Source organism: Hydrogenophaga palleronii NBRC 102513, assembly GCF_001571225.1.
GTDB classification, from domain to species: Bacteria; Pseudomonadota; Gammaproteobacteria; order Burkholderiales; family Burkholderiaceae_C; genus Hydrogenophaga; species Hydrogenophaga palleronii.
The window spans coordinates 1-24,317 of the sequence record NZ_BCTJ01000043.1; the positions used below are offsets into that span (position 1 = coordinate 1).

General features: G+C 64.2%; 21 protein-coding genes and 4 pseudogenes. 12 read left to right on the forward strand and 13 right to left on the reverse strand.

Going from position 1 to position 24,317, the window contains the following annotated elements; all coding sequences use genetic code 11:
* Positions 1-756: 756 nt before the first annotated feature.
* Together HPA01S_RS19860 and HPA01S_RS19865 are read right to left on the reverse strand one after the other, a co-directional pair.
* Positions 757-1,014, reverse strand: a pseudogene (locus HPA01S_RS19860) (transposase); the annotation flags it as partial.
* Positions 1,015-1,141: 127 nt separating this feature from the next.
* Positions 1,142-1,468: a cupin domain-containing protein gene (locus HPA01S_RS19865; RefSeq protein ID WP_066272788.1), complete on the reverse strand. Its 327-nt coding sequence runs from the start codon at positions 1,466-1,468 to the stop codon at positions 1,142-1,144.
* Between the two features lie 85 nt (positions 1,469-1,553).
* Here HPA01S_RS19865 and HPA01S_RS19870 point away from each other — a divergent pair, with 85 nt between their 5' ends.
* From HPA01S_RS19870 to HPA01S_RS22835, 6 genes and pseudogenes are all read left to right on the forward strand, one after another.
* Complete coding sequence (locus HPA01S_RS19870; protein WP_066272791.1) at positions 1,554-1,994, forward strand: group III truncated hemoglobin; 441 nt, start codon at positions 1,554-1,556, stop codon at positions 1,992-1,994.
* 5 nt (positions 1,995-1,999) lie between these two features.
* Entirely contained in the window at positions 2,000-3,256 is a 1,257-nt protein-coding gene (locus tag HPA01S_RS19875) for an NnrS family protein (protein WP_066272839.1), read from the forward strand.
* A gap of 13 nt (positions 3,257-3,269) precedes the next feature.
* Positions 3,270-3,737 (forward strand): RrF2 family transcriptional regulator, encoded by a 468-nt coding sequence (locus HPA01S_RS19880; RefSeq protein WP_066272792.1) that lies wholly within the window; start codon positions 3,270-3,272, stop codon positions 3,735-3,737.
* A gap of 10 nt (positions 3,738-3,747) precedes the next feature.
* The gene (locus HPA01S_RS19885; protein ID WP_066272793.1) at positions 3,748-4,188 is read left to right on the forward strand and encodes a CopD family copper resistance protein; all 441 of its coding nucleotides are present in this window, start codon (positions 3,748-3,750) and stop codon (positions 4,186-4,188) included.
* A gap of 11 nt (positions 4,189-4,199) precedes the next feature.
* Positions 4,200-4,607 (forward strand): SirB2 family protein, encoded by a 408-nt coding sequence (locus tag HPA01S_RS19890; protein WP_066272794.1) that lies wholly within the window; start codon positions 4,200-4,202, stop codon positions 4,605-4,607.
* Positions 4,608-4,793: 186 nt separating this feature from the next.
* Positions 4,794-5,051, forward strand: a pseudogene (locus tag HPA01S_RS22835) (transposase); the annotation flags it as partial.
* Between the two features lie 26 nt (positions 5,052-5,077).
* On the opposite strand, the pseudogene HPA01S_RS19895 reads toward HPA01S_RS22835, so the two are convergent.
* Positions 5,078-5,233, reverse strand: a pseudogene (locus HPA01S_RS19895) (transposase); the annotation flags it as partial.
* A 38-nt stretch (positions 5,234-5,271) separates the two neighbouring features.
* Positions 5,272-5,682 carry a response regulator gene (locus tag HPA01S_RS19900; RefSeq protein WP_084360848.1) on the reverse strand — a complete coding sequence of 137 codons (411 nt, stop codon included), beginning with the start codon at positions 5,680-5,682 and terminating at the stop codon, positions 5,272-5,274.
* 191 nt (positions 5,683-5,873) lie between these two features.
* On the opposite strand from HPA01S_RS19900, the gene HPA01S_RS19905 reads away from it, so the two are divergent.
* The 4 genes and pseudogenes from HPA01S_RS19905 to HPA01S_RS22840 all read left to right on the forward strand — a co-directional run.
* A complete protein-coding gene (locus HPA01S_RS19905) occupies positions 5,874-8,147 on the forward strand; it encodes a tetratricopeptide repeat protein (protein ID WP_066272798.1) in 2,274 nt (757 codons plus the stop codon).
* 255 nt (positions 8,148-8,402) lie between these two features.
* Positions 8,403-11,204, forward strand: a complete 2,802-nt coding sequence (locus HPA01S_RS19910; protein WP_066272799.1) for a DUF2135 domain-containing protein — start codon at positions 8,403-8,405, stop codon at positions 11,202-11,204.
* Positions 11,201-11,698, forward strand: coding sequence for a hypothetical protein (locus tag HPA01S_RS19915; RefSeq protein ID WP_066272800.1), 498 nt, complete (start codon positions 11,201-11,203; stop codon positions 11,696-11,698). Before HPA01S_RS19910 ends, HPA01S_RS19915 begins: the two co-directional genes overlap by 4 nt.
* 490 nt (positions 11,699-12,188) lie before the next feature.
* Positions 12,189-12,371 (forward strand): annotated as a pseudogene (locus tag HPA01S_RS22840) (helix-turn-helix domain-containing protein); the annotation flags it as partial.
* 133 nt (positions 12,372-12,504) lie between these two features.
* Here HPA01S_RS22840 and HPA01S_RS19920 read toward each other — a convergent pair.
* The 5 genes from HPA01S_RS19920 to ytfE all read right to left on the reverse strand — a co-directional run bounded on the left by HPA01S_RS19920 (position 12,505) and on the right by ytfE (position 17,973).
* Positions 12,505-13,752 (reverse strand): MFS transporter, encoded by a 1,248-nt coding sequence (locus HPA01S_RS19920; protein WP_245638705.1) that lies wholly within the window; start codon positions 13,750-13,752, stop codon positions 12,505-12,507.
* A 360-nt stretch (positions 13,753-14,112) separates the two neighbouring features.
* Complete coding sequence (gene fdxA / locus HPA01S_RS19925; protein ID WP_066272801.1) at positions 14,113-14,442, reverse strand: ferredoxin FdxA; 330 nt, start codon at positions 14,440-14,442, stop codon at positions 14,113-14,115.
* A 36-nt stretch (positions 14,443-14,478) separates the two neighbouring features.
* A complete protein-coding gene (azu, locus tag HPA01S_RS19930; RefSeq protein WP_245638706.1) occupies positions 14,479-14,913 on the reverse strand; it encodes an azurin in 435 nt (144 codons plus the stop codon).
* A gap of 85 nt (positions 14,914-14,998) precedes the next feature.
* Positions 14,999-17,281, reverse strand: a complete 2,283-nt coding sequence (locus tag HPA01S_RS19935; protein WP_066272807.1) for a nitric-oxide reductase large subunit — start codon at positions 17,279-17,281, stop codon at positions 14,999-15,001.
* Positions 17,282-17,295: 14 nt separating this feature from the next.
* On the reverse strand, positions 17,296-17,973 hold the full coding sequence (gene ytfE / locus HPA01S_RS19940) for an iron-sulfur cluster repair protein YtfE (protein WP_066272811.1): 678 nt from the start codon (positions 17,971-17,973) through the stop codon (positions 17,296-17,298).
* Positions 17,974-18,145: 172 nt separating this feature from the next.
* Here ytfE and norR point away from each other — a divergent pair, with 172 nt between their 5' ends.
* A complete protein-coding gene (norR, locus tag HPA01S_RS19945; protein ID WP_066272813.1) occupies positions 18,146-19,705 on the forward strand; it encodes a nitric oxide reductase transcriptional regulator NorR in 1,560 nt (519 codons plus the stop codon).
* Between the two features lie 18 nt (positions 19,706-19,723).
* Here the strand turns inward: norR and HPA01S_RS19950 are convergent, their stop codons facing one another.
* From HPA01S_RS19950 to HPA01S_RS19960, 3 genes are all read right to left on the reverse strand, one after another.
* Positions 19,724-20,683, reverse strand: coding sequence for an LLM class oxidoreductase (locus HPA01S_RS19950; RefSeq protein WP_370671001.1), 960 nt, complete (start codon positions 20,681-20,683; stop codon positions 19,724-19,726).
* A gap of 86 nt (positions 20,684-20,769) precedes the next feature.
* The gene (locus tag HPA01S_RS19955; RefSeq protein WP_066272819.1) at positions 20,770-21,396 is read right to left on the reverse strand and encodes a glutathione S-transferase family protein; all 627 of its coding nucleotides are present in this window, start codon (positions 21,394-21,396) and stop codon (positions 20,770-20,772) included.
* Entirely contained in the window at positions 21,393-22,790 is a 1,398-nt protein-coding gene (locus tag HPA01S_RS19960) for an MFS transporter (RefSeq protein WP_066272822.1), read from the reverse strand. Before HPA01S_RS19960 ends, HPA01S_RS19955 begins: the two co-directional genes overlap by 4 nt.
* Before the next feature lie 128 nt (positions 22,791-22,918).
* On the opposite strand from HPA01S_RS19960, the gene gcvA reads away from it, so the two are divergent.
* On the forward strand, positions 22,919-23,809 hold the full coding sequence (gene gcvA, locus HPA01S_RS19965) for a transcriptional regulator GcvA (protein ID WP_066272824.1): 891 nt from the start codon (positions 22,919-22,921) through the stop codon (positions 23,807-23,809).
* Between the two features lie 297 nt (positions 23,810-24,106).
* Here the strand turns inward: gcvA and HPA01S_RS23630 are convergent, their stop codons facing one another.
* Positions 24,107-24,277: a transposase gene (locus HPA01S_RS23630; protein WP_157085107.1), complete on the reverse strand. Its 171-nt coding sequence runs from the start codon at positions 24,275-24,277 to the stop codon at positions 24,107-24,109.
* Between the last annotated feature and the right edge of the window lie 40 nt (positions 24,278-24,317).

Here is a 24,317-nt window from a genome sequence, read left to right on the forward strand (position 1 = left end):
GCCGCGCTTGACACGGAGGCGCTTGGAGATGACCTGGTCGAGCTTGTCCAGTTCCTCGGGGTTCAACCCCATGGGCAGGCACAGTTCGCGCAGGTTGCAACTCGAGCAGGTGACGTTGATGCTTTGGCCGCCCATGTGATGAGCATACCCCGTGCTGGGTAGAGGAAGCGCATTAGAAGCGCATACGACTCTCGCATTGCTACAGCCGTTCAAGGAAATTTGAGCGCAAGGACGCCATGTACCCTCATTGCAGCCAACGACCCTGTCCTGGATTTCGTGTGCGAGGCGTAGCTTGATGGCGCGAATCATCGCGCAACTGCGCAAGATCATCACGTTGCTTGAGCGCTTCCCCTGTGCCAATGGTGCCATCAGGCCGATACTCTTGGCAGCGCGCAGCATCACGGCTTATTGAGGGTGAGCGACACACAACTGGAAGGAGGCGATGAACCAGTTACGACACCAAGCGAAGAGCGATTCACGCGGAGGGCATCTGGCAGCCTAGCGGCGACCATACTCAAGCAACCTCACGGATCGCCGTATTCAGCAATCCCTCGTGCACACAAAAATCGGACAGGTCCCTAAAGCGTGTCAGTCGAACTTTTCGATGCACATCGTCAACGGCAACTGGTTATTCCCTACCAGTTTAATTGGGAAAAGTAGGTCGAGAAGGCTATCTATACCACGCGCAGGACATGCGCTGTCAAAATGCGGAACACTGCCTCAACGCGTGCGCTGAGCAGCAATGCCATCTGGGCCTTTTGTGACCAGTGCCTGCAGCATGGCCTTTTCAAGACTCAACTCGGCCACAATCTGCTTGAGTTTACGGTTCTCTTCTTCCAACTGACGCAGCCGTCGAAGGTCTGACGGGGCTGCGCCTTCATACTTCTTGCGCCATGCATAGAACGTCGCATCGCTGATGCCCATCTTGCTACACACCTCCTCGACGCTTGCGCCCAACTCCGCTCGCTTCAAAGCGAACGCAATCTGATCCTCAGTGAACTTGCTCTTCTTCACGACATTTTCCTAGCCTGAGTCGGACCTCTATCATGTCGGACGTTTTGTTACTGAGCGATTCTAAAAGCTGGAACAAGGAAATAGAGGATCGTATTTCTTCATTTCGCGTCTACTCTTGAGTAGTGTTTCAGGTACGTAACACGGTGATCAGTAGTACCGTGTCCCGCTGTGCCAGTACCCCATGGGCTTCTTCGGAGGGAAGCATCACCAAGGAACCAGAGGCGAGTCGGCACGTGCGCGAGGGCGTCACGACATCCGCCTCCCCCGAAAGGCACTGGATCGTGATCTCGCCAGGCACGTGGTGTTCCGGCAGTGCATGCCCCGCTGCCAGCACGACCCGCATCAATTGCAGATGCGGGGTCTTGAGCAGGCTGCTGCTGACCTCCGTACCGCGTGTCTCGTCGGTGACCAGCAAGTTGATGACCTCCAGGGGCTGAGCGTGTTTGAGTGCCATGGCGCTTTGCGTTGATATAGATCAGAGAGGAGTGCGGCGAGGGGACCGCTTGAAGGCATCATAAGATATATTGCATGTAAATCTTATGATCGATACGACGTCCCAAACCACGCAGGACCGGATCCCCGGCAGCGACCTTTGCACCGAGGCTGAGGTCGCTACCCTCGTGCACACGTTCTATGCGCGGGTCCGCAAGGACGGGGTGCTGGGCCCGATCTTTGACGCACACATCGGCGACTGGGACCACCACCTGTCCAAGCTGGTGGACTTCTGGTCAGCCATCCTCAGGCGCACCGGCCGGTTCACGGGCGCGCCCATGCCCAAGCATGCGGTGTTGCCCGGTCTTTCAGCAGAGCTGTTCCAGCGCTGGCTGAAGCTGTTCCGCGAGAACGCGGCCGCCCAGTCCAACCAGGCGATGGCCGGGCAGGCTTGCGCCATGGCCGAGCGCATCGCGCAAAGCCTGTGGATGGGCTACCAGATCAGCCGGGACCCCGACGCGATGCCTGCGGCGCTGACTCCGGGCTGATGGGCATGGCTGAGCTGTTGCAGATCGAGGAGCGGGGGAGGGCGAAACCGCCTGCGCCGCCCCTACCCCAATGGGCTGCATTTCTCGAGCTGGGCTTTCGGCCCCTGTACCTGGCCGGCTGCTTCTGGGCCGCCATATCGGTGGCGCTGTGGATGTTTGCTCCCCAAATGCTGCATGGGCTGTTGGCCGGTGTCATCTGGCACGCGCACGAGATGCTCTGGGGTTTCATCGCCACCATCGCGGTGGGCTTTCTGCTCACCGCAGGGGCGAACTGGACCGGCATCAATCCGCTCAATGGGAAGGCGTTGGGCGCGCTCAGCGTACTGTGGGTGACGGCCCGTGCCGCCTATCTCATACCCGGTACTCTCTCCTTCTGGGTGGCAGTGGCGAGCGAGCTGGTGTTCTTCATGGGCGCCGCCATCGCGTTGGGCCGTGCCATCTACGGTGCGCGCAGCCGCCGGAACTACGGCGTGCCTCTGCTGGTCCTCGCCTTGGGCGTTGCCAATGCCGTGTTCCTGCTCGCCGCCTGGCAGGGCGACTACATGCGGCTCATGCAGCACTTCAACACCGGCCTGCTGTGCATGGCAGTGATCGCGCTGCTGGTGGCGAGGCGGGTGATTCCGTTCTTTGCCATGCGTGCTGTGCCGGGTTTGAGCATTCCGATGCACACGCGCAGCGGCCATTGGCAATTGGCGGCGGGCGGTCTGGGCATCGGCTGCGGGCTGCTTGGCTGGTCGGAGGCGACAGCTCTTTTCCTGACCGTCGCGGGCGTCATCGCCGTGGTGCAGGTATTGGCCTGGAAACCCACCGCCGTATGGCGCGTGCCGCTGCTGTGGATTCTCTATGTCGGCTACGCCGCGCTGGGCGTGGGGTTGCTGGTGGCGGCTGCGCACGCCGCAGGCGCCGTGCTGCGCGCTGCCTGGCCAGCGCACGTGATCGGCGTGGCGGGGTTTTCCTTGCTGATCATCGGCATGGTGACGCGCACGGCGCTGGGACATCTGGGGCGGCCGCTGCGCACGGATCGCCTCATCGTGTGCTGCTATGGGCTGGTGATCGCGGCCGCGGCGCTGCGCCTGCTGGCGCTGCTGCCCAGCGGCTTTGCTCTGGCTGCGCTGCATGCCTCCGCCAGCGCCTGGGTGCTGGCGTTCGTGCTGTACCTGTGGCGGTTCTTTCCGATGCTGATTCGCCCGCGCATCGATGCGGCGCCGGCGCCGGTGCTCAGACCCTACAAGAGCGCGGTTCGGTCGAACCCGCCCCAATGAAGAAGGCAACGCCATGCGCCTGACCACGATGACCGACTACGCGCTGCGCCTGCTGATGTACGTGGCGCAGCAGCCTGATCGGCTGTGCACCATCTCCGAGGTGGCGCAAGCCTACGCCATATCGGAAGCGCACCTCATGAAGGTAACGCACCAGCTCGGCCTGCAGGGCTGGATCGAGACCGTTCGCGGCAAGGGGGGTGGCATGCGCCTGGCCCATGCGCCGCGCGACATCAACCTGGGCGCCGTGGTGCGCGGCATCGAGCCAGACTTCGCCCTGGTCGAGTGCTTCTCCACTGACAACCAGTGCGTGCTGACCGGCCAATGCCGGCTCGCTGGTGTGCTCGGCGGTGCGCTGCAGGAGTTCATGGCGCACCTGGATGGGTTCTCGCTGGCCGACTTGCTGCCTGGCACCGACCTGCTGATCAACCTGCTGCCCAAAGCGGGCCAGCGAATGAAGCCGCAGCGCCGGCAGGTGGCATGAGGAATTGCCCATGAGCTACGGCGTCCTGCTGGCGTTGCACCTGCTCGCTGCGATCGCCTTTGTGGGCACGGTGTTCTTCGAGGTGGTGATGTTGGAGGGTGTACGCAAGCACTTGCCCCAGGAGACGATGCGCGCGGTCGAGCGCGCCATCGGCGACCGCGCCACCGCCGTGATGCCCTGGGTGCTGCTGACACTCTATGCCGCCGGCATCGGCCTGGCTTGGCAACACCGCGCAGCGCTGACGCAGCCGCTGGCCAGCAGCTTCGGCCTGCTGCTCACGCTCAAGATTGCGTTGGCCCTGAGCGTGTTCGGGCATTTCGCCACGGCCATGCTCTGGCGGCGCCGGGGCGTGCTGGGAGGACTGCGTTCACGCCGGCTGCACCTCAGCGTGTTCTGCCATGTGCTGGCCATCGTGCTGCTGGCCAAGGCGATGTTCTACCTGCAGTGGTGAGGAAGAGGAGGATGGCACTGGCAGAGCACTATCTCCTGATCAAGGCCTCGCACGTCGGGCTTGTGATGCTCAGCGGGGGCCTGTTCGCGGGCCGGGGCGTGGGTGTGCTGTTGGGCGCTGAGATGCCCATGTCGACGCCCGTGCGCCGACTGAGCCAGGTGATCGATACCGCCTTACTGGTGGCCGCTTTGCTGCTGCTGGCGACCTTGCAGCTCAACCCATTCGCCACACCGTGGCTGCTGGCCAAGCTCATGCTGCTGGTGGCCTACATCGCGTTGGGCACGATGGCGCTGCGGCGGGCGGGGACCCTGACGGGCAAGGCACTGGCGTTTGCCGCGGCCCTCACGTGCTTCGTGATGATGTTCACCATCGCCCGAACCCACGACCCGCTGGGATTCCTGCGGCTCGTGGGCCTGTGATTCCAGGGCATGCGCCGGATGGACTACCGTGAGAGAACCGGTTCGCTTCCTCCAGCGCGTCGCGCTCGTCGCGCACCGACGCCCCCCGTTTTGTGAATAGCACTGCGCTTCGGAGTCCGGGCGACGTCCCCCGGATTTGAGTAGCGTCTGACTCTGGAGTCCAATCCCGAAGACGGGAGATTGGACGTGAAGAAGAGATTTACAGAAGAGCAGATCATTGGCTTCCTGCGCGAAGCCGAGGCAGGCCTACCTGTGGCTGAATTGTGTCGTCGGCACGGCTTCTCGGAAGCCAGCTACTACCTCTGGCGCAACAAGTTCGGCGGAATGAGCGTCTCGGACACCAAACGGCTCAATGAGCTCGAGCTTGAAAACACACGCCTACAGCGGGTGCTGGCCGAGTTCATGCCGGAGAACGAGGTGACGAAAGAGGCATTGAGAAAAAAGTGGTGAGCGCGACGACCGAGTAGGTGCTCGGACGGGCCTATACCGCCGTAGCGCTTCTTCCGCACGTCAAACGTCGCATCGCTGATGCCCATCTTGCGACAGACCTCTTCAACACGCGTACCCAGTTCAGCTTGCTTGAGGGCAAATGCGATTTGCTCCTCGGTGAACTTGCTCTTCTTCACTACATCCTCCTGCCCAGTTGGGGCCTTCATCACGCCGGTCACCTGCAATCGAAAGGTACTAAAAACCGGGACAGGGTCATACCGCCTGCTCCCTCGACGACAGCCACTTGCCTGTGTGTCGGCAGTGAGCGCAATGGGCGGCGACGACTCCACACGGAAACGTCACAGCACCCGGCGCCAGCCTCGATGCCGGCCATGACGCTGTCGTCGTCACCAAACATCGAGATCACCAGCACGTCACACGCGGGAAACTGCTGGCGAACCTGGCGAATCACCTCCAGCCCCGTGCCGTCGGGCAGGCCCAGGTCGATCAGGGCAACGTGGGGCCCCTGGGATTCGCCCCGCGAGCCAGCGCAGGGCCTCGGCCACCGTGCCCACCTCTGCTGCGAGTCGAAGGTCTTTGGCACCGGCCACGCACTCACAGAAGTAGCGGCGCGTCTGCGGTTCATCCTCGACGAGGAATACGGTCAACATGCTCAGCCTCGAAAAAAAACGGACGGGCCGCCACCCTCTGGCAGCCTCGACTTCTGTCAACCGTAGATTTTGAACAGCGAGTCTATCGCCACCCCTCACATGAAATGGGGATACCCGCCATTTGTCATGCCATTGACGATCACGTTCTCGCAACAGGAGATCGTTGATGAACTTTCGCCAGAACAGAAAAGGCCGCGGTGCCATCGGCACCCTTTTGAGTGGCATGCTGAGCCTGGCGGCCATGTGGCTGCCGGCCAGCCACGCCCATGCCCAGAGCGCCCGGGAAGAAGGGCTGTGCCAGCCCGTGTACGAGGCACTCGCCCCCGACGGCACCCACACCTATGTCACCGAGACGGCCCGCCACGTCGAGCTGGCGCGCGGCTGCGTCGACCGCGGCGACCGGCTGGGCCTTCCATCGCTGGCCTTCACGCTGGTCAGCACAGGGCAGCTGGATGCAGCCCGCCAACTGATCGACAGCGCCGACCGCCGCAACGCCGACGCGGCGGCCCTCAAGCGCGTGGAGTGCCTGCTGCTGCGCCGGGAGAAAAAACCCGAAGCGGCCGTCGCGGCCTGCGAGGAGTCGCTGCGGCTCGACCCCGGGCTGGCCCTGACCTACATCACCCTGGCCAACGCCCAGCGGGAAGCCGGCCGCCCTGATGTCGCCATCGCCCTGCTCCGCCAGGGCGGGGTCGCCCACCCCCGCAACTACCTGGTCTGCAGCGCTCTGTACGAAGCCTTGCGAGACGACCCGCGGTTCACGGCCAACGACACCCTGCCGGTGATCCAACGCTGCCACGCGATCCATCCACAGCTGCCGACCAACACGACCTCACTGGCGTGGGTGCTGCGGACCGCTCAGCCATCGCGGCCCCAGGAAGCCATCGAGGTGGCCAACCGGTTTCTGGCCGGCGGTCGCAAGCCCTTTTACCCTGCGGCAGAGTATGCGAGGGTCTATCACGAGCGCGGCTTCGCGCATGAGCAACTGAAAAACGTGTCGGCCGCGGTGGCCGACTACACCGAGGCCATCCGGCTCGACCCTCAATCCAAGGACTACCTGACGGAAAGGGGTTCGACCTACGCCCTCATGGGCCGCGAGAACACTCACCTGGCCATCGCCGACCTTGAGAAGGCCATCCAGATCGATCCCAAGCATGCGGTGGCCTACCGCTATCTGGGCATGGCCTACATGAAGAGCAACAGACTGGCCGAGTCTCGGGCTGCGCTCGATGCCGCATTGCCGCAAGAGGGTGATCGTGCCGAGACATGGGGCCTCAGCGGCGAAAACCACCTGCGCCTCAAAAACTACCAGCAGGCAGCGGCCCATCTGCACAAGGCCGTGCAGCTGGAGCCCAACTACTCCGCCGCCTGGAGCAACCTTGCCGTCGCCTACTACAACACAGGCCAGTACCGCGAGGCGCTGCCCTATTTCACCAAGGCCCTTGAAAAAGACAACCAGAACAACCCCTCGTGGTTCTGGCGCGCGCGCACCCACTCCGCCCTCGGCATGGCGAAGGAGGCCGAGGCCGACTACACCTCGCTCATCGCGGTCAACCCCGGTTACCTGTGGGCCTACCGCAACCGCGCAGACCTGCGCATGCAGCGAGGCGCCTACGCCGAAGCCCATGCCGACTTCACAAAAACGGCGGACACCCGCCCGCGCGAACTGAACATGGACTGGTTCTTCTGGGCCTGGTCGGGCCTGGAGTCGGGCCAGTCGGCCGAGCCGTTGCTCCAGCGCGTCGAACGCGATGCCCCGGACGGCGATGCTTCGGCCCTGTGGGCCAGGGTGTTGCTGATGGCGCAAAGGGCGCAGGTCTCTGCCGCCAGCGAGCTCCACGACAGCAACCTCGACACACTGGCGGCATACCGCCACAGCAGCTCGGCATCGGCCATGTTTGCGCGCATCGTGCAGCGTGAGGTCGCATCGGCGAAAGGCAGGTCTTCGGCAGCCGCCGACGAACTCGCTTCGTATGCAGCAGCGTCCGAAAAACTCGCGGCTTCGGAAGAAACCGAGGAACGCTACAGGAACTGGAGCCCACCACGGTTCAACTGCCCGATCCCCTCCTTCAATCTTTCCATCGAAGAGATCAATCGCCGACTCCAGCGGGCCAATCGCTGCAACAGGGCCTGGCGCGAGGCCATGGGGGACGGCGATTTGAGAGCGATGCTGGGGGCGGATTTCGACGCGATCAGCCCCCACACGCTGCGCATCGTCGAGCAGAAATATGAGCGCGCCTGGAACGAGGCGACGCGCGAAATTGAATCCAACAAGGAAGAAATCGCCAGGGCGAATGCCCAGACCGAACGCAACAACACGATGCTGGTTGTGGAGGAGACGATGGTCCGATCCATGCGGGCCCTGCGGCCGATCAGGTCCAACCGGCCGGGGCAGCGCAGCATGCCGAGCAGACCGGTCTACGTACTGCCTGGCATGCGTTGACCACGGAACACCCTGCCGGCCCGCAGCCAACGATCCGTGGGGCGTCGGCGGGGCCCGCGGCGGCTGCGGCGCGTGCACGCGGATGCCTTCCCGAACGATCAGGCATCGCCTCGCCTGCGGCCGGGCAGCATGGACAGATCAGGCTCGCGTGCCCATGTGCCATGACTCTTCCCGTACGTGGTACGCCCCAGGCCTGCCGAAGCAGCCTGAAGCGCGCGCGACCACACACCCCATCCGCCGACACCAAGCTTGCCCATGACACGACCCTGGCCCTTTTCCCTCTTCGGCCTGCTGGCAACGCTGGCCTGCCTCGCGCCGGCCGCAGGCCTCGCGGCCCCGCAGCCCATCCGGACCACCGAGGCCGGCATCGAACTGTCGGTGCGTTCGCTGGACTGGCACCTGGACGGCCCGTTTGCGATGCGCAGCCTGGAGCTGGTGGTTCGCAACCCGCACGACCGGCCGCTGGAAACCACAGTGCTGCTGCCGCTGGCGCCACACGAGCGCTTGCAGGGCTACGCGCTGGACGTCGAAGGCCGGCTGCGCGACGCCGTGGCGGTGGAGCGGGTCGCGGCCCGCGTCGCCTTCGAGGAAACCGTGCGCCAACAGGTGGACCCGGCGCTGGCGGAAAAAGACGCCGGCAACGCCTACCGCATCCGCGTGTTCCCGGTGCCGCCGCGGGGCGAGCGTCGGCTGCGTGTCGACGTGGCTTCGCTCGCCGAACGCGCGGCCTGTGGCTGGCGCCACCAGCTGGAGCCGGGCCTGCCCGCGGGCACGGCGATCAAGGCCGTCATGACCCTGCAGGGCCGGCAGACACCGCGGGAGTGGCGCATGGGTGCTGGCCGCCCGGTTCCCGAAGTCTGCCTGCGCGCGCCCCGTGGTGATGTGGCCTACGCGGCCAGCTTCGACGACGGCCTGCAGATGCACTGGCTTGAGGTCCCGACCCTGACGTTCCCGGCGGCCACGGCGCAACGTCCCCAGCCAGCTGCGGTGGAGATCGTCTGGGACGCGTCTTACAGCCAGCTCGGCGTGGACCGCAGCCGCGAGCTGGAGTTGCTCTCGCTGTGGCTCGAAGGGCGAACGGTGAATGTCGTGTTGACGGTGTTGCGCAACGACGTGCGCTCGCAGCGGCTGCAGGTTCGCAACCGCGCCGACGCGCAGGCGTTGCTCACCGCCCTGCGGGACGAGCGCCCGGACGGCGCCACCCACCTCGGCGCCTGGCGGCCAGACCCGGGGGTGAATGAAGTCCTGCTGTTCAGCGACGCCGTCAACACCTGGCCGGGCACGCTTGCGCCGGTGGACAAACCGGTGTTCGTGCTCGGCACACGGCTGGGCAACCCCGCGCTGGCGCGCTGGCTCGGTCGCGCCGGCGGGCAGGTGCTCGACCTCTCGGCCACCTCACCGCAGGCCGCGCTGGCGCAGATGCAACAGGTGCCGCAAGCCCAGGCGAGACTGGGCCCGCGGGATGCGTCCTGGCACCTCGCCAGCCACACCCCCGAGCGCGGTGCGCTGCGCGCCTGCCACGTGGCCCCCCAACCCGCCGCGGTGCCGAGCCTGCCGCTCACCCACGCCGCCAGCGCGCCGGCCGTGCAGCGGCACCAGGCCCGGCCCGGCACCGCCTCCGGGCATGCAGCCGGTCAGGCGAGCTTCTGGTGTGCCACGTGGTGGGCCGAAGGCCTGGAGGCGCAAGCGGAGCAGCACCGCGCGACGCTGGCCAGCATCGGGGAGCGCTTCGGCATCCCCAATGCGGAGACCAGCCTGCTGGTGCTCGAAAGCGACGAAGACTACGTGCGCCACGGCATCCTGCCCTCGCAGGCAGACGCCAGCCTGCGCGAGCGCGTGTTGCGCCACCGCCAGCTTGCAGAAGCCCGGAAGGCGCAGGCATGGGCCAGGAACCGTGCCGACATCGAACACGGCTGGCAGGAGCGCCAGACCTGGTGGCGCAACAGCTACCCGAAGGGCGACTTCACACCCGCCACGGAAAAGGAACGGCGACGGGTCGAAGCGAGCGGCAACGCGCAGCGCATGGCCGTGGCATCCGTATCCGTACCTGCACCAACACCAGCACCCGCCCCGGCCGCGGGGGTGCCATCCGCTGCAAACCCATCGGTTGTCAGTGCCATCGGTTTGCGGTTGCAGGCCGTGCGCATGGACGCGCCCTACGTGGAGACGCTCCGGACCGCCCAGGACGCAGCCCAGTTGTACGAACGCCATGCTGACCTGCGCAACCGCTACGGCCAGAGCCCGGCCTTTCATTTCGACGTGGCAGACCGGCTGTTCGAACTGGGTGACACGGCGCTGGGCTGGCGCGTGCTCAGCAATCTGGTCGAGTTGTTGCCTCGCGACCAAGCCACCCTGCGGCTGGTGGCCTATCGCCTGCAGGAAGCGGGCCTGCCCGTCCCGGCCGTGGCACTGCTGCGCCGTGTCAAAACGCTGGCACCGGACGAGCCGCAATCGTTTCGCGATCTGGCGCTGGCCCTCGGCGCGCCACCCACCTGCCAGGAAGCCCTGGACCTGCTCGCCCATGTGGTGGACACACCCTGGCTCCGGCGCTTTGCCGACGTGGGCTTGATTGCCCTGGCCGAGTACCACGACCAGGCCAGCCGCTGCCCTGGCGCCCGTCCCACCAGTTGGCCCGACGCCCTGCAGACCACACTGCCGGTAGGACTGCGCGTGGTGCTGCGCTGGGATCTCAACGACACGGACATCGATCTGCACGTGACCGACCCCAACCGCGAAACCGCCTTCTACGGACACCGCCGCACCCACCAGGGCGGCCACATGTCGAAGGATTTCGTCGCCGGCTACGGCCCCGAGGAATTCATCCTGAAGGACCCCAAGCCCGGTGACTACCAGGTGGCAGTCAACTACTTCGGCAGCCGGCTGGCACGCCTGAGCCGAGGCGTGGTGATCAACATCACCTTGCAGACCGGGTTTGGCACGCCCGCCATGCAACAGCGCACCCTGAGCATGCGACTGCTGGAGAACACCGGCACCGTGACCATTGGCGGATTCACGGTGCGACCGGATGGCGAGCTGTTGGCAGAGGAAAAACCATGATGCCCGCCATCGTCGGATCGACTGCGGCCTGGGGCCTGACGCTCGCTGTGGTTGTGGCCATGCTCGCGCCCGGCGGCCGTGCCTGGGCACAGCACTCGTTCGTGCGGGTGGACCTGTGGTTGGCCCATGCGTCCGACGGGCACCTGGAGACGTGTACGGACACCTCCCGAACGACGCCATGGACACTGGCTCGGCAAGGCCTGCGCATGGACTGGATGAAGAAGGACGAGCGGACAGAAACCATACAGCTGAGCCAGCTGGGCCCTGGCGGAAACAGTCTGGGCTGGACCCAACGCTGCTTTCAGCTCCGCGACCCGAGTGGCCGCGTGCTGGGCACGGGTGGCATCGTGCCGCGCGAGTCGGCCCGGCAGGTGCTGCCGTCCACGCCCGTGCTCGTGCTGGAAAACCGGGCGGCACACACGCCCACCATGACACTTGGCTGCGGTTTTCCAAGCCTCATGGGACAAGACACCGCGCGCTGTTTACGGCCTTGAAATCACTTCATGCCCTTCTGCTTCCCATAACCTGTACCGCAAGCGATCCGCCTCCGAGCTCGTCTCGTTTGCTCCTACCATGGTGTGGGGTTGGCGACAAGATGATTTTCCAAGAAGTCCTTCCAGGGCATGGCGGTCTTCATCTCTTGAACGAGCTGCTTCTAGCTTCCAAACAGTCAGAGAATCGACTTCGACCACGCTGCACTGGACATCCTTGTGGACGCATTAGCCTTTGGTGAGCAATGGGCCCTCAGATGGAACGACCTCTTCCATCCAGATACCTCGCCCTGGACCAAACGACCGCTGCAACTCCTAGAACAGCTCCTCCTCAATCCTGTTGTCCTGGATCAGTTCGATCGTGTCGTAGTAGAAGTCGATCCCCAATCTCGGTGGCGCGATAGAAACACGCGGAAGCAGCAAGCGCCACCCTAGTCTGTTTATTGACGTCATGCTCTTCTTAGAACACTAAAGAGGTTTTGACGTCTCCCCCGGATTCAACTTCACGGCCTAGCGGCAGCGCGCCCATCTGATGCGGCCGCTGGAGATGCTTGCGGCGGGGACGCCCTGTTACGCCGTCGCGCTGGATCTCGGCCATTCGACCGCCAGCGCGCTCATTGGCCTGTTCCGGCGCACCTTTGGCGAGACGCCAGCAGCGTATCGCGCGCGTCTATGATCCGTGCCGGACCGCCCCGGTCACTGGCTGGGGTTTTGCGCTTTGCTTCTCTCCGGCGGGGTCGCACCCTGACGCTGAACGTCAAGGTCAGTATCGCCGCCAGAGACGAAGCGAAGAAGGTGCCGGTGATCGTTCAGCTGGCCGTCGCCCCGCCAAATGCAGCCAACTTACGGCGGCGAGCCGCTCGATGCTCCTGCACCAGCGTCAGGCCCACCGTCAAAGTCATGAACACGACTGCGGCCCCGAAGATGGCGCCGAAGTGTCCCCGATCCAGCAGCCAACCGAAAAGTACCGGCCCGATCGCGCCACCGATGTTGAAGCCGGTGGACACGATGCCGAAAGCCCGACCTTCGGCGCCGGCCGGCGCCGCGGCGCGCACCAGCATGTCGCGCGAGGGCGCGATGACGCCGGTAAGGAAGCCCGCCGCGCCCAGGCACAGCACCAGCACCATCTCGGGCAGGCGGCCCCAGGCGACCAGCGCTGTGAGAATGGCAGCGCACGCGAAGGCCGCGGCGGCCACGAGCCCGTGGCGGCGGGTGCGGTCAGCGAGCGCTCCGCCGGCCAATACCCCGAAAGCGCTGGAGAACAGGAAAGCGGTCACCGCCGTACTCGCCCAGGGCAGGTTCATGCCGTAGCCGCCCACCAGCGCGGACACGGAGAACTTCTCGATCGAGCTGGTGCTCAGGCTCAGCAGCACATACAGCAGCGTGAGCATCGCGATGGCTGGCGTAAGAATACTCAAGGGTCGGACGGTTGGGGCGCCGGACTTGGTGGCCTCCTGGTGGGGATGCGCCTTGGGTGCTTCGGTCGCCGATGCGCCGGTTCGCAGCAGGAGCCAAGCCACAAGACCGGCGAGCGCCGTTGCCGCGAAGGCCCAGCGCACGCCTCCTAGCGCAGCAATGCCCATCAGGAGGCCCGGCGCCATGGCACCACCGATGAAGCCCGAGAAGGTGTGAATGGAAAAGGCTCTCCCCATACGCGACCCCTGGATGCCGGCCGAGAGCATCGCATAGTCGGCTGGGTGGTACACGCCGTTGGCTAGGCCCGCCAGAGCCATGGCCACGAGCAGCCAGGCGTAGCTGCCGAAGACGGCGAGAGAGCCGAACGAGCAACTTCCCAGCAGCAGCCCGGCCATCAGGATGCGCCGGGCGCCGAAGCGGTCGACCGCAAATCCCAAAGGGGCTTGGACCAGTGCGGAGACGATGTTGAAAACACTCAGAGCCAGGCCCAGTTCCACAAAGCCCACGCCCATCGCGCCGGGCAGGACCGGGAGCAGGGCAGGCAGCGCCATCATGTGCAGATGGCTCACCAGGTGCCCGGCGGAGACCTGGGTCAACAGATTGAATCTCGGAAAGATCATGATCGTCCAGCCAGCCGGCATCTCTGTATTGGGTTGGCCCGGCGCAGACCTTCTCGCTGCCTTGTCTAGCCGTGGCGTCGTTCGGCTGCCGCTGTTGCAATCCGCCGCTCCCGTCTCGCCACGGATGGTGTGTCAGGCAATGGCATCACGCTGAGGATTTGTGCACTCTTCTTGTGCTCTGGCTCCATTCTAGGGCGCTGCGCCGTCGCTGTTGTTCAGACCTGTCCGTCGCAGGTGAGGATCATCGCTACATGTAGGTTCCGAGGAGTCTCCAGTAGGTGCCGATTTTGGGCTGTTCACGATCGCTCCGATGCGGGAGGCAAAGGTCACCGCGAAGGGCAGTGGCGATCGTGGCCAGCTGACCGAGCCGGGGGTTGCTGCTCATCTCCCTTCGTCGAGCAGCGTGCGCTTGTCGGGAACGGCTGCCCAAGTGTCCGCGTCAGGCAATGCCCCTTTGCCGCGAGTGATCGGTGGCCAGAGCTTCGCCAGCCGAGCATTGATCGGCAGGAAGTCCCGCTGATTCGCGGGCGTGTCGTCGTCGAAGAAGATCGCGTCCACCGGGCACTCGGGCACGCACAGTGCGCAGTCGATGCAGTCGTCGGGATCGATCGCCAGCATGTTGCGGCCTTCGCGGAACGCATCGACCGGGCACACGTCGACGCAGTCCGTGTATTTGCAACGGATGCAGGATTCGGTCACGACGTGGGTCATTGCCGCGCTTGCCTTCGATCGCCCGCCGCTGCGGCGTTATTTGGTCAGTGCCAGCGTGCCCTTCATGAGGGTGGAGTGGCCCGGGAACGAGCAGAACCACGCATAGGTCTCACCAGCCTTGAGCTTCGCCACGTCGAAGCTCACGGTGTCGGTTTCGCCGCCCCCGACGATTTTGGTGTGCGCGATCACGCGCGCATCGCCTGGCTTCACATAGGCCTTGTCCAGACCCGCCGGGATGCCGTCGGCGGCCACGCCCTGCGCATCGGACGCCTTGCTCAGCACCCAGTTGTGGCCCATGGCTACCTTGGGCAGCTTGCCTACGTGCTTGAGCTTGACCGTGAACTGCTTGCAGCTGGCCGGCACGGCGATGCTGTTCTTGTTGAACTGCATGGCGTCGTTGCTTTCGATTTCCACATCGCACGTAGCGGCGAATACAGGACCGGCCAGCGATGCTGCCAGAAGTACTGCCATTGTGTTTCTGATCTTCATTGCTTTGTCTTTCAATTGATTGAACCCGTTGCCGGGCTGCGGCACAGATCGACCGCAGCCCGGACCCTCAAACCCGCGCCTGGCCCAGGCGCTGTCCTGGCTGTTGCCGCGTAGCGTCTTTGGCCCACAGGCCCAATGCCACCTGCAGCGCCATGGCGATGGCGCCACCGATGAACACCACGTCGCCGAAGGTGCGCACCCAGCGCAGGTTCTGCAGCAGCGGCTGCTGCATGAATTCCTCGCTGCGCGCATACCACAGGCCTTCGCTGACGCTGGCGTGGAACTGGATGATCCCAATCGGCAGCAGGCTGGTGAAGATCATCAGCACCAGGCCGGCGTTCAACCCCCAGAAGGCGGTCTTCATCAGCGGTGCGCTGAACTGGTAGTCCGGACGCAGGTAGCGCAGCACCAGCAGCGTGAAGCCCAGCGCCAGGAAGCCGTACACCCCGAACAGCGCGGCATGGGCATGCACCGGCGTGGTGTTCAGGCCCTGGATGTAGTACAGCGAGATCGGTGGGTTGATCATGAAGCCGAAGACACCGGCGCCCAGCATGTTCCAGAACGCCACGGCGATGAAGCACATCAGCGGCCACTTGAGGTTTTCCATCCACGGCGCGCGTGCTTTCAGGCGCCAGTTCTCCCAGGCCTCATGGCCCAGCACGATCAGTGGCACCACCTCCAGCGCACTGAAGCTGGCGCCGACGGCCATCACCGGCGTGGTGGTACCGGCGAAATACATGTGGTGGAAGGTGCCGGGAATGCCGCCCAGCATGAAGAGCGAGGCCGAGGCCAGGCTGGCTGCCGTCGCCATGCGCGCCGACACCAGACCGAGCGTGGCAAAGATGAAGGCGAGCGCCGTGGTCGCGAAGACCTCGAAGAAGCCTTCCACCCAGAGGTGCACCACCCACCAGCGCCAGTATTCCATCACCGAGAGGTGGGTGCGCTCGCCATAGAAGAGGCCCGCGCCGTAGAACAGGCCGATGGCACCCACCGAGGCGGTGAGCAACGCGAGCAGGTTCTTGTCGCCGCCCTTCTTCAGCAGCGCCGGCACCACGCCGCGCAGCATCAGCACCAGCCACAGCAGGATGCCCACGTACTTGCCGATCTGCCACAGGCGCCCCAGGTCGACGTACTCATAGCCCTGATGGCCGAGCCAGAAGTTCCACTCGGGCGGCATTACCTGCGCGATCGCCAGGTAGTTGCCGGTGAAGGAGCCCACGACCACGGCGACCAGCGCCCAGAACAGCACATCCACGCCGAGCTTCTGGAACTTCGGATCCTTGCCGCCGTTGATCAGCGGTGCCAGGAACAGGCCCGCGGCCAGGAAGCCGGTGGCGATCCAGAACAGCGCGGCCTGGATGTGCCAGGTGCGGGTCAGCGAGTAAGGGAACCACCGCGAGACGTCGATGCCATAGAACTGCTGTCCCTCGACCGTGTAGTGCGCGGTGAAACCGCCGATGAACACCTGAAACACGAACAGCGCCACCACCAGGAAGAGGTATTTGCCCAAGCCACGTTGCGATGGCGTGAGCGCAAAGGTGGTCAAAGGGTCGCGCGCAGCGGGTGCCGGCAGCGGTTCCTCGTGGTTGCGCAGGAACGCCCAGGCCCAGACGAGAAAGCCCACGCCGGCCAGCAGCACCACGATACTGGCGATGGACCAGACGATGTTCTCGCTGCTCGGCTGGTTGCCGATCAGGGGCTCGTGCGGCCAGTTGTTGGTGTAGGTGACCTTTTGACCCGGTCGCTCGGTGGCTGCAGCCCAGGCGGTCCAGAAGAAGAATTGCGTCATCTGCTGGCGACGCTCGGCGCTGGGCAGCGTGTTCTCCTTCATGGCGAAGTGCTCCCGGCTTTTCTGAAGCGCGGGCGCGTCTGAGAACAACTGGTCGTAATAGGCAGCGGTTTGTGCGATGGCCTGGACACGGTGCGCCGAGAGTTTCAGCACCTGCGCGTCATCGACGCGGTTGGAGCGGTATTCAGCCTTGAGCTGCTCGCGCAACGCGGCCTGCCCGGGGCCATCGAGCGCCGCATAGGCCTTGCCGTGTGCCTGCTGCGCGGCCAGGTCGAGCCAGGCGGTCAGCTCGCGATGCAGCCAGTCGGCCGTCCAGTCGGGCGCCTGGTAGGCGCCGTGGCCCCAGATCGAGCCGAGCTGCATGCCACCCACCGACTGCCAGGCCGTCTGGCCGTCAAGGATGCCCTCGCGGTCGAACAGCACCTTGCCATCCGGGGTGGTGACCTGCGCCGGGATCGGTGGCGCCTGCCGATAGACCTCGCTGCCGTAGTAGCCCAGCAGCGAGAAGGTGACGATCAGCACGCCGATCAGCGTGAACCAGAGTTTCTTGTACGAGCCCATGGGTTTCTCCTTGGTCAATGCACGGCTGCCGGCGCGAAGCGCTCGAACAGGATGTTGTTTTCGGTGTGGATGTGCGCCATCAGGTCCTGGCGGAAGGTCCGCAGGCCGGCGTAGAGCGCACGCCAGGTGGTGCAGGCCGCGCGCGGCGCGGTGATGCCATCGGTCAGTTCTTCCATCCTGCGCAGCGCGACGCCGTGGTCGTCGTGTTCCATGCGCATCACGGTGATCGGGGCGCCGGCCATCGCGCCATGGCCGCGCGCGATCATGGGGAACAGCACGTCTTCCTCCTTGCGCATGTGGCTCTCCAGCTCCTGCGCCATGGCCGAGAGATGTTCGGCCAGGCCAGTCGGACAATCAGTGCGCTCGCCATGCACCTGCTCGACCTTGCGCGCCAGGCGGATGAGTTCGGGCAACTGCTCGCGGTGTACCGCGTGGAAGCGGGTCAGGATGTGGTCCACCAGCTCGGTGGGCGTGGCATTGCCCCAGTCGCGCTCTCTTTCGATGGCGGCGCGGCCTTCGAGCGCTTGCAACTCCGCCACGATGGGCGTGGCGTCCACGCCCGCCGCCGCGGCGGCCGAGCGCAGCGACTGGTTGCCGCCACAGCAGAAGTCGAAATGATGGGCGTCGAACACGCGCGTGGCGCCGGAGATGCGCCGCGCGAGCTGTCCCAAAGATTGATCGATGAGTTCCATCGCAGACTCCTTGTTCGTTGGGTTCGAGGGGTCGGCCTGTTGAAGCCGATGTGTTCCATCACCAACGCGAGTCTCGTGCCACAGAAAAATCTATATAAATCAATTGAGTAAGAACTGAAATGGTGATATGAACCATAATCATCCAAGGTTTTATTGACCATTTTGGGTGTTAATGACCATCTCGACCATTCAACTGTTGCTGGTTGCCGATCTCGTGGCCGACTTGCCGGTGGCGGTGCGCCTGCAGCGGCTGGTGGGCAGTCTGCGGGCACATTTCGGCTGCGGAGCCGTCGCCTTGCTCAAACTCGAACAGGATCACCTGCGGCCCGTGGCGGTGGACGGGCTCGCCAGCGATGCGCTGGGCCGTCGCTTCGTCATCAAGGACCATCCGCGCCTGGGTGCCATCCTCCAGAGGCGTGGCGTCACCTGTTTTCACCACGACAGCGTGCTGCCCGATCCGTACGACGGCCTGATCGCCGAACGGGCGGGGGAGCCGATGGCGGTGCACGACTGCATGGGCATGGCGCTGGACGTGGAGGGCGAGCGTTGGGGGGTGATCACGCTGGATGCGCTGGAAGTCGGGGCCTTCGGCGCACAGGCCCAAAGTGACATGGCCGAGCTTGCCTGCGCGGTCGAGGCTGCGGTGCGGGTGACCCGTCTCGAAGCGGAGATTCGCAGCCTGCGCTTGTCCGGCGGCGCCTTGCCTGCGGGTGCGCCGGAGCAACGCGAAGACAGCGAGATACTGGGCCAGAGTGAAGCCATCACGCACCTGCTGCACGAGTTGCAGGTGGTCGCCGATTCCGAATTGCCGGTGCTGCTCCTGGGAGAGACGGGCGTGGGCAAGGAGCTTTTCGCGCACCGGCTTCATCGGCTGTCGCGGCGTGCTGGCAAGCCGTTGGTGCATGTCAACTGCGCGGCGCTGCCCGAGTCGCTGGCCGAAAGCGAACTCTTCGGCCATGCGCGCGGCGCGTTCTCCGGCGCGGTGAACGACCGGCCCGGTCGTTTCGAGGCGGCAGAGGGCGGCACGCTCTTCCTGGACGAAGTGGGCGAACTGCCACTGTCCATTCAGGCCAAGCTGCTGCGCACGCTGCAGAACGGCGAGATACAGCGCCTAGGGGCCGACCGGCCGCGGCGGGTGAACGTGCGCCTGATCGCGGCCACCAACCGAAGTCTGCGCGAGCATGTGCGCGACGGATCGTTTCGTGCGGACCTGTACCACCGGCTGTCGGTCTATCCGATACCGATTCCGCCACTGCGCGAGCGCGGCAACGACGTGCTGCTGCTGGCGGGGCGCTTCTTGGAGCTCAATCGGGCGCGGCTGGGCCTGCGCAGCCTTCGGCTATCGGCTGCTGCCGAAGAGGCGTTGCGCCTCTACCGCTGGCCTGGCAATGTGCGCGAGCTTGAGCACGTCATCAGTCGTGCAGCGCTGAAGGCGGTGAGCCGCGGCGCGGATCGCAGAGACATAGTGACGTTGGAGGCGGACATGCTAGACCTCGATGCCCAGGAGATGGTCGAAAACGCGATAGTTGCCAGCGTAAACCAATCGGGCGGTGCATCTAGTGTTTCGCGATCCGTGGCTCGTTTGCATGAGGTCGTGGAAGACAGCCAGCGGCAGGCAATCCGAGAGGCCCTTGAATGCCATGAGGGAAACTGGGCTGCGGCCGCGCGGGCACTGGGATTGGATGCCAGTAACCTACATAAGCTGGCGCGGCGCCTCGGGCTTAAGACGTAGTGCGATCATGAGTGAGGACTACCAGGCTGCCGCGATGGTGGATGGTCCCTGATGCGTGGGGAAAAGCGGTAGTACGTCTTCAGCCAGTTCTTGAATCACCTCCACAGCAGGCCGCCGCGAGAACTGCATGCCCAGTGCGGCATGGTTGACGCCCGCCGCCTGCCATTCCTCCAGCAAGGCGATCAAACCCTTGCGACCCGTGCGCAGCACATAACCACCTTGCTGCGGCGTGCGCGGATGGTCGGGGTCATCCACGAGATCAAGCCATTCGTTCGTCATATGCGGCCGAAAGCCACCATCGGGAATTAGCGCGCGCCAGGCGCGGATTTTTTCGGCCAACCGCTGCGGCCCTTGGGTGTTGTGTGTGGCATCCGGATAGGTCAACCAGCCATCTGAATGTTCAGCAATCCAGGCCAACGACTGCCCCGACGAGCCAGTGACGATCAGCGGTATCGCCCCTGTGGCAGGCTTGGGCAGAAACTCTGCGTCATCGAAGCGTCCCAGCGGCGAATCAATCGCCAGCCTGCCGGCCTGCATGAGCTGGCGAAAGTACGCCACCGCCTGCGCGAAGCGTTCGCCACGCTCGGCATGTTCCAGTCCGTAAGCCGGAAACTCGATGGGTCGATCACCCGAGGCGATGCCCAGCACCAGCCGGCCACCAGATAGCTGGTCGATGGTGGCCGATGCCTTGGCCAAGTCGAGCGGATGCCGCAGCGAGAAAATGGCGCTCCCTGTCACCAGTGCCACCGTCTTCGTCCGCGCGGCAAGAAAGGCGAGGTAGGTGAAAGGGTCGAAGACCTGTCCGGCATCGCCAAACATGGGGTCGAACAGGGGTACGTCGCGCACCCACACGGCCGCGAAGTCGTGGCGGTCGATCTGCTCCACCAGTTCCGCCTGCCCGGCCAGCACCCGCATGTCGCCCGCGTAGAAGCGCAGTGGCAAAAAAATGCCGAGGGTCAGACGGTCGGGCGCGAACATGCGCCGATAGCCGGGATGGGCATGGAACGCGGAGAACGGCGCTCCCTTGGTTGTCGTGGTTGTGGTCGTCATCGTGTCTGCCTCCCTCATGCGCCGGTCGCGGGTTCGGGCAGCGTGACGCCCTTGCGCACGGCTGGCCGCTGCGCCACACGTTCATGCCAGGCGCTCATGTGTCGGTGCTGGCTGAAATCGAAGTCGATGATGCGGGCGATATGCGTCCAGCCGAAATGCGCAATGTCGGCAATCGAATAGTCATCGCCGGCCAAGTAGGGGCGTCTGTCCGCGAGATTGCTGTCGATGACGGCGAACGCACTTTCAGTCAGTTGGCGGAAACGCTCGATAACGGTCGGTGTTTTGTCCCTGGCGAACAACTCAAAATTCACCCGTTGGCCGATGATCGGGCCGACACTGGAAGCGTGGAATTGCAGCCACTTGACGGCCTCCCAGCGCGCCACCGGTTCCTGCGGCAGCAGTCGACCGGTCTTCTCGGCGAGGTAGAGCAGGATGGCGGCCGACTCGAACAGCGTGATGCCGGTGTCGTCGTCGGTGATGACCGGAATGCGGCCATGCGGATTGAGGGCCAGAAACGCCGGCTGCCGGTGTTCGCCTGCCTCGATGCGGACATGGTGCAAACGATAAGGCAGCGCCAATTCCTCCAGGGCAATGGTCGCCTTGAAGCCATTGGGTGAACTGTCGGTGTAGAGATCAATCATCGTGCAACTCCCAAAAGAGTGGATTGCCTTGGCAGGATGGCTGCGGCGCAGACCAGGCCGATCAGAACCATGCAAGCGGAAATCAGGATGGCGTAACTGAAACCCTGGGTGGCGCTGCCGCCGCTGGCGAGTACAGCGATGCTGATGGCGACACCGACCGCCAGGCCCACTGCCGAGCCGACTTCCTGGGTTGTGGTGAGCATGCCGCCCGCCAAACCGTGATTGGCCGCATCGACACCGTCAATGCCGGCGGCAGTCCAGGCGGGGAAAGCAATGCCGTAGCCGATGCCCGCGATCAGCGTGCCCGGCAAAATGGATGTGCTCCATGAAGCATCTGCCGACAACGAAGTGCCCAGCAGTGCAAGGCCACCAATGAACAATGTCATACCGCCGAGGATGACTGGTTTGGTGCCCATTCTGGCAATCAGGACAGGCCCGCCCCAAGCGCTGGAGAGCGTGAAGGCAGTCGCCATCGGCAGCAGTCCCAGCCCGGTCTGCGTGGCGGTGAAACCCAATACCTCTTGCATGTAGAGCGCGACCACCACGAACGTCGGACCCAATGCGGTGTTCGCCAGTAGGGAAACCAGGTTTGCACCACCCGTCGAACGCCGCCAGAAAACCGGCAATGGCATCAACGGAGATTCAACTCTGCTTTCCACGCGCACGAAGGCAGCCAGCAGACCCAGCGCCAGCAGAACCAACCCAAATGTTGCGGGGGATGCCAGGCCAACATGCTCGCTATTGGCAAAAGCGAACACCAATGTTGCCGCACCGCTAGCAACCAGTACTGCGCCCAAGATATCGAGCCGACCGGATGCGTTTTGCACATCTGGCTTGCCGATGGGGAGTACACCGGACAAGACAATGACCAACACACCGACCGGCACGTTGATCCACAGCACCCAGCGCCATCCCAGCATGTCGGTGATGATTCCGCCCAAAATCAGGCCGGCGACAAACCCACTGGCGGCCACCGCCGTCCAGGCACCCAATGCCCGGTTGCGTTGCTGCGGATCAAGAAAGACCGCTAGTAGCAGGGAGAACGCGGCCGGAGAAAACATGGCTGCCCCCAAGCCTTGCATGGCACGAGTAGCAATCAACATCGCCGGGTTTTGTGAGAATCCACCCACTAGTGAAGCCACCGTAAAGAGGGACAACCCGAGCAGGAACACCCGCCGCCTGCCGAACATATCGGCCGCACGGCCGCCCAGCAGAAGGAAGCCCGCAATGGCTACGCCATACGCATTGATGACCCATTGCAATCCGCCAGGTGTGAAACCCAAACTTTGCTGAATTTGAGGTAGCGGGATCATGGTGATGGAAAAGTCGAGCAACGCAACGAATTGCGTTGTGCAAAGCAAGATGAGGCATAGCCGCCAATGTGGATGGGTCATAAAACAGTCCAATGTATGTAGTTTTTCTAAAGAAGTGCATATTCACTAAACTTGTGCAATCATGATCCATATAGTTAAAAATAAGAAACGATCATTTTTACTTTTATTCTTTAGAAAAACTAAATCATATGACTACATCATTCCCTGTATCGGCCCTGCGCACCTTTGTCGAAGTCGGTCAGCGCGGCAGCATCAAGGCCGCCGCCGAAGCTCTGCATGTCACGTCCGGAGCCGTCAGCCAGCAGGTTCGATTGCTGGAAGAACGGCTTGGGATGGCGCTGTTCACGCGCGAACGACAGGGCTTACGACTGACCGAAGCCGGCGCTAGCGTCCATCCTTCGCTGCTTGAAGCCTTCGCACAGATCGACAAGGCCGTGGCCACGCTAGAAGCGTTCAAGGGCCGCCAGACTCTGACGGTCAGTACCGTCGCCACCTTTGCCGCATCCTGGCTGGTGCCGCGTCTAGGACGTTTCAACCAGCGGCAGCCGCAGATCGAGGTGCGTGTCGAGGCAACTTCGGCTCTGGTGGACATGCGCCGAGATCGAGTGGACGTGGCGCTGCGGCACGGACTGGGCAACTACCCTGGCCTGGAAGCCATCCACCTGATGGCGCCAGTGCTGGTGCCGGTGGCCAGTCCGGACTTGGTGGCCGACAGCCATGCTCTCAAGGAGCCGGGAGACTGCTTGGACTACCCGCTGCTGCACGATTGCGATCGGGCGGATTGGCCATTGTGGTTCACTGCGCTCGGCGTGGCGGAAGACCCGCGCAGCGAGCGCGGCACAGCGTTCGAGGACGACTATCTGCTGATTCGGGCGGCCGTGGCGGGCCAAGGCTTGGCCCTGGTGCCGCAGGAGTACGCTCGCGAGGAAATCGCCGCCGGGCGCTTGGTACAGGTTTTGGACAAACCCTGGCCGGCGCGCTTCGCCTATTACTTGGTGACGCTGCCGGGGGCCATGCAGCGCCCCGAAGTGCAGGCGTTCGTGGATTGGATCAAGGAAGAAGCGCAGGCATCAGCCTGAGTCGCGTTTTTCGGCCGCGACCGGGAGAAGTTGCGCTGGTGTCGATGATTTCTCGCCATGCTCGCAGTTACTGTACGGCTTGCCTTGGTGGCGGGCACTGTCGTACAGCAGCCTGAAGCCGTGGCGCGAGTTCAGTGCCATGTGGGCCTGGATGAAGCTGATGACCCCGGAGTCGTCGCGTGCAACGTGCCGGTAGCGCAGCGTGGAGCGGGCGATGCCGCTGGACTGACGGCACGTAGCTCGCTCATGCCGTGCTCAGCACGAGGGCACGCACGACCGTCTCGCGTCGCTCCGGGGTCAGAGCTTTCGGTCAACAACATCCTTGAGCGCGTGGTGCATGAGAGCCAGGTCGGCGTACATGCGCTTGAGCTTGGCGTTCTCGTCCTGCAGTTGGCGCAGCTGCGACAAATGCGAGACCGTCATGCCCGCGAACTGGCTCTTCCACTTAATGGGATGGACTCCCTCCATGTTGGCGCGCACGATGCGCAGTCACCGCAGTGTTTCCACC

Bases quoted from the DNA above. Each gene is read 5' to 3' on its own strand.
- HPA01S_RS19880 (WP_066272792.1), top strand. From the start codon at position 3,270: ATGCGCCTGACCACGATGACCGACTACGCGCTGCGCCTGCTGATGTAC.
- HPA01S_RS19870 (WP_066272791.1), top strand. From the start codon at position 1,554: ATGATCGATACGACGTCCCAAACCACGCAGGACCGGATCCCCGGCAGC.
- HPA01S_RS19890 (WP_066272794.1), top strand. From the start codon at position 4,200: ATGGCACTGGCAGAGCACTATCTCCTGATCAAGGCCTCGCACGTCGGG.
- HPA01S_RS19865 (WP_066272788.1), bottom strand. From the start codon at position 1,468: ATGGCACTCAAACACGCTCAGCCCCTGGAGGTCATCAACTTGCTGGTC.
- HPA01S_RS19935 (WP_066272807.1), bottom strand. From the start codon at position 17,281: ATGGGCTCGTACAAGAAACTCTGGTTCACGCTGATCGGCGTGCTGATC.
- HPA01S_RS19905 (WP_066272798.1), top strand. From the start codon at position 5,874: ATGAACTTTCGCCAGAACAGAAAAGGCCGCGGTGCCATCGGCACCCTT.
- HPA01S_RS19920 (WP_245638705.1), bottom strand. From the start codon at position 13,752: ATGCCGGCTGGCTGGACGATCATGATCTTTCCGAGATTCAATCTGTTG.
- HPA01S_RS19900 (WP_084360848.1), bottom strand. From the start codon at position 5,682: ATGAACCGCAGACGCGCCGCTACTTCTGTGAGTGCGTGGCCGGTGCCA.
- ytfE (WP_066272811.1), bottom strand. From the start codon at position 17,973: ATGGAACTCATCGATCAATCTTTGGGACAGCTCGCGCGGCGCATCTCC.
- HPA01S_RS19875 (WP_066272839.1), top strand. From the start codon at position 2,000: ATGGCTGAGCTGTTGCAGATCGAGGAGCGGGGGAGGGCGAAACCGCCT.
- HPA01S_RS19915 (WP_066272800.1), top strand. From the start codon at position 11,201: ATGATGCCCGCCATCGTCGGATCGACTGCGGCCTGGGGCCTGACGCTC.
- norR (WP_066272813.1), top strand. From the start codon at position 18,146: ATGACCATCTCGACCATTCAACTGTTGCTGGTTGCCGATCTCGTGGCC.
- HPA01S_RS19960 (WP_066272822.1), bottom strand. From the start codon at position 22,790: ATGACCCATCCACATTGGCGGCTATGCCTCATCTTGCTTTGCACAACG.
- HPA01S_RS19885 (WP_066272793.1), top strand. From the start codon at position 3,748: ATGAGCTACGGCGTCCTGCTGGCGTTGCACCTGCTCGCTGCGATCGCC.
- azu (WP_245638706.1), bottom strand. From the start codon at position 14,913: ATGGCAGTACTTCTGGCAGCATCGCTGGCCGGTCCTGTATTCGCCGCT.
- gcvA (WP_066272824.1), top strand. From the start codon at position 22,919: ATGACTACATCATTCCCTGTATCGGCCCTGCGCACCTTTGTCGAAGTC.
- HPA01S_RS23630 (WP_157085107.1), bottom strand. From the start codon at position 24,277: ATGGAGGGAGTCCATCCCATTAAGTGGAAGAGCCAGTTCGCGGGCATG.
- HPA01S_RS19910 (WP_066272799.1), top strand. From the start codon at position 8,403: ATGACACGACCCTGGCCCTTTTCCCTCTTCGGCCTGCTGGCAACGCTG.
- HPA01S_RS19950 (WP_370671001.1), bottom strand. From the start codon at position 20,683: ATGTTCGCGCCCGACCGTCTGACCCTCGGCATTTTTTTGCCACTGCGC.
- HPA01S_RS19955 (WP_066272819.1), bottom strand. From the start codon at position 21,396: ATGATTGATCTCTACACCGACAGTTCACCCAATGGCTTCAAGGCGACC.
- fdxA (WP_066272801.1), bottom strand. From the start codon at position 14,442: ATGACCCACGTCGTGACCGAATCCTGCATCCGTTGCAAATACACGGAC.